We start from the raw sequence: 7,943 nt of genomic DNA on the forward strand, positions 1-7,943 counted from the left end.
GAGGCTTCAGCGCCTTTGAACTGGATGGGAAATTTGCAGCAATTGGGAAGATCGTTGATGCTGCCAACCATCACGCTGCCGATCGCTGCCCTATTGCTCCGCCTCGGTACATTGCCGTGGGAGCAGATCCACATGCCCCAAGTCGGGGAAATATTAATGACGTTCGGCAATCTTATTTTTACATATTTGCCGTTGATTTTTGCTGTCGGCGTTGCTCTTGGCTTGACGGAAAGCGCCGGTATCGCCGGGATGTCCGCCCTGATCGGCCACTTTATGTTCGCCCAGACGCTGCAGCACTATCTGGGGGAATCGTTCCAGCTTGGGACTCCCGGAGGCATCCTGGTCGGCTTGATCGCGGCGGTCATCTATCACCGTGTGAAACATATTCAGCTCCCCGAGGCCATACAATTTTTCGGAGGGCCCCGTTTGGTGCCGTTGTTTATGGGGCCAGCGATGTTCGTACTGGTCCTGATCACGATTCAACTGGGACCGCTGATGAATACCGGCATGCAGAAGCTGACCGATATGCTGCTGAGTCTAGGCGGGTTCGGTACGTTCCTATACGGTGTCATTCACCGTCTGCTTGTGCCCTCCGGGCTTCATCATGTGTTCAATAACTTCTTCTGGTTCCAGCTCGGCAGCTACGATAATCACGGGCAGCCGGTCTTCGGCGACCTGCCGCGTTACTTTGCAGGGGACCCTACGGCCGGGATTTATATGGCGGGACTCTATCCCATTATGATGTTTGCTCTGCCGGCCATTGCGCTGGCTATTATTCAGGAAGCGCGTGAAGATTTGAAGCCCAAGATCCGAACTACGTTCCTGACGGCGGCGTTTGCCTGTTTTTTGACTGGGGTTACCGAGCCGATCGAATTTGCTTTCTTATTCGTGGCTCCGTATTTGTTCGTGATCCATGCGATTCTTTCGGGATTATCCATGTGGATCGCCTACCAGTTCGGTATCCACCATGGTTTCTCGTATTCCGCCGGAGCTATCGATTATTTGATCAACCTGCATTTATCGACAAATGGACTGCTGCTGATTCCTATCGGTCTGGTATACGGCATTATCTACTACGTGCTGTTTCGCTGGGCCATCCGTACGTTCCGTCTGCCGACCCCTGGCCGCGAGGAGGGCTCGCAGCTGGAGGAATGGGCCGGAGATATTCCGTACCGCTCCCCGCTCATTCTGGAGGCGCTGGGGGGCAAGAACAACCTCAAGAGCCTCGAGGCTTGCATCACTCGCCTGCGCATTACGCTGGAGAACGACAAGCTGATGGATACTGCGGCGCTTCGCCACCTGGGGGCAGCCGGCGTTATCTCGCTGGGAGGCGGCAACGTTCAGGTTGTGTTCGGCACCTACTCGGAGCTCATCCGAGAGGAGATTAATAAAGTGCTGCGCAAGGATATCCGCCAAGTACTATTCAGTTCACCGATGCAGGGAAGGATGATTGCGCTGGAGGATGTGCCGGACAAAATCTTTGCCGGCAAAATCGTTGGCAACGGCGTCGCCTTTATCCCGGACAAAGGGGAGCTTGTCGCGCCTATAGCCGGCCGGATCATTCATGTATATCCGACGCTGCATGCACTGGGCATCGAGACGGAGGACGGTCTTCAAGTGCTTCTGCATATCGGGATCGACACGGCGCAGCTGCAGGGCAAGCATTTTACAAGCTATGTGAAGGAAGGCGACGAGGTGGAAGCGGGACAGCTTCTGGTGCGATTTAACCTGCAGAAGGTCAAGCAAGGCGCCAAATCGCTGGCGACGCCGATGCTAATCACCAATGCGGATGCGGTGAAGTCATGGAGCTTTGCTCCTTATAAAGCGGTGAAGAAGGGCCAGGCGTCGGTGATGTCGGTCGTGCTTAAAGATACCGCTACATCAGGCACAAGGGGAGGGAACGTTTTTGGTTAGGGGGATCGGAGCTTCATCCGGTATTGCGATGGGCAGGGCTTTCGTTATTCCAACCTGGGAGTGGGACTTTCCGGACAAATTGATCGATGTTGCGGATCTGGCTTACGAGTTTGAACGTCTGTATGACGGCATTCGCAGCTCCAAGGACGAAATCGAGCAGATCAAGCAGGAGTTCGTAAGTGTGTTGGGGGAAGAACAAACCCAGATTTTCGACGCTCACCTGGCGATTCTGGAGGACCCTGTGTTTATGAACGAGGTCCAGGGAATTATGCAGCGGCAGTATAAAGCAGCGGAAGTGGCCGTCAAGGAAACGATTGAGAAATTTGTCAATATGTTCGATCTGCTCGATGACGGATACATGAAGGAGCGGGCGCTCGATATTAAGGATGTGGGCAATCGGTTGCTGAAGCATCTGCTGGGGGCGCTGGAGGAAACGCTGCCGCCCAAGGACCAGCCCTATGTGCTCGTCGCGAAGGAATTGATTCCTTCGCAGATGGTGCATCTGGATGTTCTGCAGACACTGGGTCTTGTGACCATGATGGGCGGTAAAACCTCGCATGTGGCGATCATGGCCCGTGCGATGGGCGTTCCTTATGTCCTCGGCTTGGAGGGCAAGCTGGAGGAGCCGATTCAGACGGGGGATTTCCTGATTATCGACGGGGATGAAGGCCTTGTCTATGTCAATCCGCCTGAGCGGGAAGTCGAGCGTTATCAACGGATGCATGAGCAGTGGAAGCAGCATCAGGATCAGCTGCTAAAGCTTGCCGGTCTGCCGTCCAGAACGCTGGACGGTCTGCAGATGCAACTCGCCGCCAATATCAGCTCGATCAAGGAGCTGGAGCAGGCCATGGGCAAAGGTGCTTCCGGCGTTGGGCTATTCCGCACCGAGTTTCTGTATATGGACCGCAGCACCTTTCCGGAGGAAGAAGAGCAGTTCGACGTGTACCGCGAAGCCGCCGAACGTCTAGGAGGCAAGACGCTGGTGATCCGGACGTTGGATATCGGAGGCGATAAGCATCTCGATTATCTGGAGCTGCCTGAAGAGGAGAATCCGTCTCTCGGCTACCGTGCCATCCGAGTGCTGCTGGACCGGGTCGATCTGTTCAAGACACAGCTGCGTGCTATTCTGCGCGCCAGTCATTACGGATGTATCCGAATCATGTACCCGATGATTTCTACACTGGAGGAGCTCAAGAGGGCCAATGAGATTCTCAGCGAGGTGAAAGAGGAGCTTGCCGCGGCAGGCATTCCGTTCTCTCCGCGCATCCCCGTCGGCATTATGATTGAGCTGCCAGCCGCGGTGATGATCTCTGATCTTCTAGCCCGGGAAGTGGACTTCTTCAGTATCGGGACCAATGATCTGGTGCAGTATGTACTGGCGGTTGACCGGATGAACGAACAAGTCGCCCATCTGTACGACCCGTTCCATCCCGCCGTACTCCGTATGCTGAAAATGACAGCGGATAGCGCCAAAGCCAGCGGTATCCATGTGAGCGTCTGCGGGGAGCTCGCAGGCGACGTCCGGTCACTTCCGCTTTGGATGTCACTCGGGATTCATGAGCTTAGCATGTCCGTCTCCTCGATCCTGCGAATGAAAAACAGCCTGATCCAAAGCAGGCACAGCGATGCCGCCAATCTGTGGCAGGAGCTGGCGGTCTGCCCGAGCAGCGCGGCCGTCCTTCAGGTACTGGGGCAATACTGGGAGACGGACCTTGCCCAGACGTCCAATACCGATCCGGAGCCCGGACCTTCCCCGTCCGAATCCTCCTCCCCCAGCGGCTGTATGTAGCCGTCCATGGGCGTCAGCCTGCGTCGGGAGGATGGGTGCGTGCACACATTGAACTGAAATGATCACAATGTTAGATAGAAAGGATGTAGCAGCTATGGATTTAACAGGATATAAGGTACTCGCTTTCGTTGATGAGGAATTCGAAGATTTGGAGATGTGGTATCCCGTCATGAGACTGAGGGAGGCGGGAGCGGAGGTTCATCTTGCCGGTCCCGAGTCGGGTCGTGTCTATCATGGCAAGTACGGTGTTCCCCTTACTACGGATCATGCTCTGGATGAGGTCAGCTCTGAGGATTATATCGGATTATATGTGCCGGGCGGCTGGGCTCCGGACAAGCTGCGCCGTTACGCTTCCGTGCTGCGCTTGACGCGGGAGTTTCACGAAGCGAAGAAGCCGATTGCGCATATCTGTCATGCGGGCTGGGTGCTCGCTTCGGCGAAGATCTGTCAGGGCTACACGATGACGTCCACGCCGGGTATCAAGGACGATCTGGAGAATGCGGGGGCGATCTGGGTGGATGCCGAGGTTGTCATTGACCGGCATATCGTATCAGGCCGCAGGCCGCCCGATCTTCCGGCCTTCAGTAAAGCTTTCGTGGATGTTCTGGCTAAATCGCTTGCCTAAACCGGACTTATTCACGATGCAGAGAGACAAGGAGTGCTTATGAGTCATAAATGGAGATGGCTGCCTTCTATCCTGTGGATGGCAGTCATATTTTATTCCTCGTCCCGGACGGGAGATGATCTGGGAGGGTGGCTGGATGAAATCCGCTTATTCCTCCCTTGGATGGAAGGCTTCGACTGGGGTCATTTTATTTCGTATTTCGTGCTTGCGCTCACCTACCTTTGGGGAATCCGGCCTAGGCGTGCTGGCTGGGCTGTGAAAGCTCTTGTCGTCCTGCTCTGTGTTCTCTACGGAGTGACGGACGAATTTCATCAATCCTTCGTTCCCGGAAGAACCCCGGATATAGCCGATATCCGCAACGACGGTATCGGAGCATTGCTGGCCATGCTTGTGGTTTCTATTCCGAAGTTTTCCCGGTATTTCGAGCGGGGACGGCGGTAGACTGCATGACGTACCTATCCTATATTTGCTAGCCTTTCAGCGGCAGGAGAAACGGGCCTGAAGTCGAATATTTGTATCATCAGGCAAAGAATGAAAGCCGTAAGTTTGGTGTGCCGCCAAAAGGAGTGGTATCGTTGCAGAAGCAGTGCAAATGCGGGGCAGCTATGAGTATTCGCCTCCGCACCGTGATTTATCAAAACAAGGTCGAAATCGAGAATGTGCCCATCTTCTCTTGTGAGTCGTGCAGCCGCAGCGAGGTATTCCCTGAAGTGAAGCCGGAGCTCACGGGATTGATCGGCACGCTCGGCGGGACCCCGGAGAAGCAGCAGCTTCTCTTCAACGAAGTGAGCGAAATTGCCCATCTGATGATGAAGGCAACGGAGAAGAACCGGGCAGCCGACTCCGTGGAAATGATCATCGACGAGCGCATTAATGAGCTCCTGGATCTGCTGCTGCTTGCGCAGTCCTTGTGCGATGAACCCTGGAGCGAGGATTTGCGTAAGAGGCTGTCTCAAATTGCCAAGCATTCCCTAACGGTGCAGGATTTTTAAAAGCCGCTGCCTTGCAGTTGGCTTTTTTTTCAATATTTGATACTATAACTACAGGCAACCCCCAAATTCATTGCGAAAGCAAGCTTTTTGTCGTATGATAAGGCTAATTGACCCTGTTCGCACTATACTTTATTTAGCAATGGAGAGAATGGCCGTGACTGTGACAATTTATGATGTAGCCCGAGAAGCAGGCGTTTCCATGGCAACCGTCTCGCGGGTTGTCAATAACAATCCCAATGTAAAGCCTCAAACACGGAAGAAAGTATTTGAAGCCATAGAGCGTCTTGGTTACCGTCCGAATGCTGTTGCACGCGGTCTGGCCAGTAAAAAAACGACGACTGTCGGCGTGGTTATTCCAGATATTTCAAATTCTATTTTCTCTGAAGTGGCGAGAGGTATCGAAGACATCGCCAATATGTACCATTATAATATTATTCTTTGTAATGCCGACAAGAAGAAGGAAAAGGAAATCCGTGTCATCAACACGCTGCTGGAGAAGCAGGTTGACGGATTGCTGTTCATGGGCGGCGCCATTACGGACGAGCATGTACAGGCCTTCAAAACCTCCTCGGTCCCGGTTGTGCTCTGTGCGACAGCGGACGAGCAGCGCAAGATTCCTTCGGTCGACATTGACCACGAACAAGCGGCTTACGATGCAGTCACCTATCTGATTCAGCAGGGACATCGCGACATTGCGATGATTTCGGGTCATTTGCAGGACCCTGCCAACGGATTTGCACGTTATCAGGGCTACAAGAAGGCGCTGGAGGCCGCAGGCATCCCGGTTCGCGATGAATATGTACGGGTGGGCAATTACCGCTACGAATCCGGTCTTGAGGTTACGAAGTATTTCCTTACGCTTGATCCGCGTCCGACGGCGATTTTCGCTGCGACTGATGAAATGGCGATTGGGGCGATCCATACGCTTCAGGATCACCAAGTGAAGGTGCCCGAGGAAGTATCCGTCATCAGTGTGGACAACATCCGGATGGCTTCGATGGTACGTCCGCAGCTCACGACTGTCGCACAACCGATGTATGATATCGGCGCCGTGGCTATGCGGCTTCTGACCAAGCTCATGAACAAGGAGACCAAGGAAGCATCCGAGCTTACGCAGGTCGTTTTGCCGCATGAGCTCATTCATAGGAATTCGGTGGCTCATCGTTGATATGAGCCATTCTTTTTGTAGGGGAGGCCGTTTGGCTTGGTTTTTTCGAAAGTAGGCGTTATCGGTGCGATGAAGGAAGAAATTGAAAAGTTTCATGCTCATCTAACTGATGTGAAAGAAACGGTTAAAGCAGGCGTTACTTTCTACGAGGGCATCTTTCACGGACAGCCAATCGTCCTTTGCCGATCTGGAGTTGGCAAGGTCAATGCAGCGGTTACCACTCAAGTGCTGGTGGATACCTTCGGGGTTCAGGCTATCCTGTTTACCGGTGTGGCAGGTGCGGTCCATCCTGAGCTGAGCGTAGGGGATATCGTGATATCCACCGACTGCTTGCAGCATGATATGGATGTAACTGCGTTAGGATTTCCCCGCGGGACGATCCCGTACGAGGCGACTTCCCTATTCGTCGCGGACGAGCGTCTTCGTCATCTTGCTTCCCAGGTCAGTCATGAGCTCTTCGAGGGCCGTGTGCTGGAGGGACGAGTGTTATCAGGCGATCAGTTTATTGCGAACCGTGACACGGTTACCGTTCTTCACAGCGAGCTTCAGGGTGCTTGCGTGGAGATGGAGGGGGCGGCGGTCGCCCAGGTATGCTCGATGAATGGGGTGCCGTTTGTTGTGATTCGTTCGATGTCGGATAAGGCGGATGGCTCGGCTCATGTGAGTTTTGCCGAATTCACCTTACTTGCTTCTGAGCATTCTTTCCGTATTGTAGAGGGTATCCTGCGGCGGTTGCAGGAGCAATAACTGCTGCTATATTCCATTAAGATAATCCCGCCCGCTCCTAGAGATGGAGCGGGTTTTGCTTTATCTTCTGCTTATGTGCTGCAGATGTGACAAGAACAGATTGGTGAAGCACATGTTGGAGCTTTGGCAGAGTGATGCTCGGATCGGAGCCGGTTGCCCTTTTGAGAGTAATGAAGTCGAACTTGCGCTCAGATTGCAGATATGGTATAGTAGGCTTTCCGCTTTGGTTAAGCGGTTTACAGATTAACCTAGAGCAATCGGCAAGATGTCCTTTCTCAAAAGTATTTGAAGAGAGTACAGAGGATTGCATGATATCTTAATCTGTGCTAGATTATGTTCCTGCAACAGCCTTTGAAGCTTCTGCACATGTGGTTAGACCCCTTGAATGGAAGAAGAAAATTGATGCTTGCAAAACAGAATCGAATATGGTACATTACTTCTCGCCCCTTGAGAGAGAGGCAAGCAAGAGTGATTGAGAGCTTCTGAGCATGAGGATTACCCCTTGAATGGAAGAGTCGAAAAACACAGTTGCAAAAGAGATTCGGATGTGCTAAAGTACGAATCGCAAACGAAACAAAACAAATTGCCCTTTGAAAACTGAACAACGAGTGAGTGTTAAATAGAGAATGAAAATTCTCGCTAGCATTACTTTTGAGCAAGTCGAACAAACCTTGTAGTCATTTCGACCTTCGGATCGAAAAGACTACC

At 52.9% G+C, this 7,943-nt stretch carries 7 protein-coding genes; all 7 read left to right on the top strand.

Features of this window, described 5'->3' with window-relative positions:
* Positions 1 to 15 precede the first annotated feature (15 nt).
* On the top strand, positions 16 to 1,914 hold the full coding sequence (locus WMW72_RS18415; RefSeq protein ID WP_341416987.1) for a glucose PTS transporter subunit IIA: 1,899 nt from the start codon (positions 16 to 18) through the stop codon (positions 1,912 to 1,914).
* Positions 1,907 to 3,703, top strand: a complete 1,797-nt coding sequence (ptsP, locus tag WMW72_RS18420; RefSeq protein WP_341416988.1) for a phosphoenolpyruvate--protein phosphotransferase — start codon at positions 1,907 to 1,909, stop codon at positions 3,701 to 3,703. Before WMW72_RS18415 ends, ptsP begins: the two co-directional genes overlap by 8 nt.
* 94 nt (positions 3,704 to 3,797) lie before the next feature.
* Positions 3,798 to 4,328, top strand: a complete 531-nt coding sequence (locus tag WMW72_RS18425; RefSeq protein WP_341416989.1) for a type 1 glutamine amidotransferase domain-containing protein — start codon at positions 3,798 to 3,800, stop codon at positions 4,326 to 4,328.
* Positions 4,329 to 4,367: 39 nt separating this feature from the next.
* Entirely contained in the window at positions 4,368 to 4,769 is a 402-nt protein-coding gene (locus WMW72_RS18430) for a VanZ family protein (RefSeq protein WP_341416990.1), read from the top strand.
* Positions 4,770 to 4,903: 134 nt separating this feature from the next.
* A complete protein-coding gene (locus WMW72_RS18435; RefSeq protein WP_341416991.1) occupies positions 4,904 to 5,320 on the top strand; it encodes a hypothetical protein in 417 nt (138 codons plus the stop codon).
* A gap of 154 nt (positions 5,321 to 5,474) precedes the next feature.
* The gene (gene ccpA, locus WMW72_RS18440; protein ID WP_341416992.1) at positions 5,475 to 6,488 is read left to right on the top strand and encodes a catabolite control protein A; all 1,014 of its coding nucleotides are present in this window, start codon (positions 5,475 to 5,477) and stop codon (positions 6,486 to 6,488) included.
* 36 nt (positions 6,489 to 6,524) lie between these two features.
* The gene (locus WMW72_RS18445; protein WP_341416993.1) at positions 6,525 to 7,235 is read left to right on the top strand and encodes a 5'-methylthioadenosine/adenosylhomocysteine nucleosidase; all 711 of its coding nucleotides are present in this window, start codon (positions 6,525 to 6,527) and stop codon (positions 7,233 to 7,235) included.
* Positions 7,236 to 7,943: the final 708 nt, after the last annotated feature.

The organism is Paenibacillus filicis, assembly GCF_038070315.1.
GTDB classification, from domain to species: Bacteria; Bacillota; Bacilli; order Paenibacillales; family NBRC-103111; genus Paenibacillus_G; species Paenibacillus_G filicis.